At 72.1% G+C, this 1,043-nt stretch carries 2 pseudogenes; both read right to left on the reverse strand.

Going from position 1 to position 1,043, the window contains the following annotated elements:
* A pseudogene (locus tag RB628_RS40790) lies at positions 1 to 424 on the reverse strand (ABC transporter permease); the annotation flags it as partial.
* A pseudogene (locus tag RB628_RS40795) lies at positions 421 to 1,043 on the reverse strand (ABC transporter permease); the annotation flags it as partial. The pseudogenes RB628_RS40795 and RB628_RS40790, both read right to left, overlap by 4 nt.

The following is a 1,043-nucleotide window of genomic DNA, read 5'->3' on the forward strand; positions in this document are numbered from 1 at the left end:
CGAGCTTGGCGGCGAGCCAGCGCGCCGGGGACACGGACTGGGTCCAGGCCAGCTGGGCCGTACCGTTCTCCAGCTCGCGGCCGATGAGCGCGGCGCCCGCCCAGAGGGCGGTGAGCAGCGGTACGAAGTTGATGAGGCCACCGCTGATGGTGTTGGCGGTCCCGTAGCGGGTGTGGGCGGGGCCGCCGTAGTCGCAGCTGTCGTTGACGGCCTCGTCGACGCAGCCCTTCCGGAAGAACTCGGCGGAGGCCGCGTCGGCTCCCCAGCCGTACATCCACAGCATCAGGCCGCCGGCCACGGCGACCAGCAGCAGCCAGAACCAGAGGGCCGAGCGGTGCAGGCGGAGTGTGGCCCGGACGAGGCCTTGGAGGGCGCCGGTGCGCCGCGGTCTTGCGGGGGCCGCGAGTGCGGTGGTGGTGGTCATACGGCGGCTCCCGTACGGCGCTTGAGGAGGGCGAACGCGGCCAGCGCGGCCACGGCCGTCAGGGCGAGGACGATGCCGGTCTCCACGAGCTGGAGGGGCCAGAAGTGGGCGGAGGTGTGGTAGTCGCGGTAGACGCCGGCGACGTCGTTGCGGGCGATGCACGAGGCACTGTCGCCGCAGAACAGGTCGGGGAGGCGGTCGCCGGTGGAGGTGTAGGAGCCCTTGGCGACCGTCATGCCGTCGTGGTCGGGGAACCCGTCGGGGCTCTGCCGGGTCTCGGCCGGCCACAGGTGCGGACGCAGGGAGTGGAACTGCTGGATGACGATGACGGTGACACCGAGGGCGATGCCCAGCCCGGGCAGCGAGCGGCGCGTGGCCAGGCCGGCGAGGACGCCGACGGCCAGACCGAGGAGGGCGAGGACGGTGGCGAGGATGCCGTTGGACTCGAAGATCTGGCTGTCGTACCAACTCCAGGTGTCCTGCCGCAGTTCGGGGTTGGCCGCCCACATCATGCGGTGCAACAGGGTGAGCGGGACCATGCCCGCGACGATCAGTACGGCGGGCACGGCGAGCTTGGCGGCGAGCCAGCGCGCCGGGGACACGGACTGGGTCCAGGCCA

Origin of the sequence: Streptomyces sp. ADMS (genome assembly GCF_033441795.1) — a bacterium.
Taxonomy (GTDB): Bacteria; Actinomycetota; Actinomycetes; order Streptomycetales; family Streptomycetaceae; genus Streptomyces.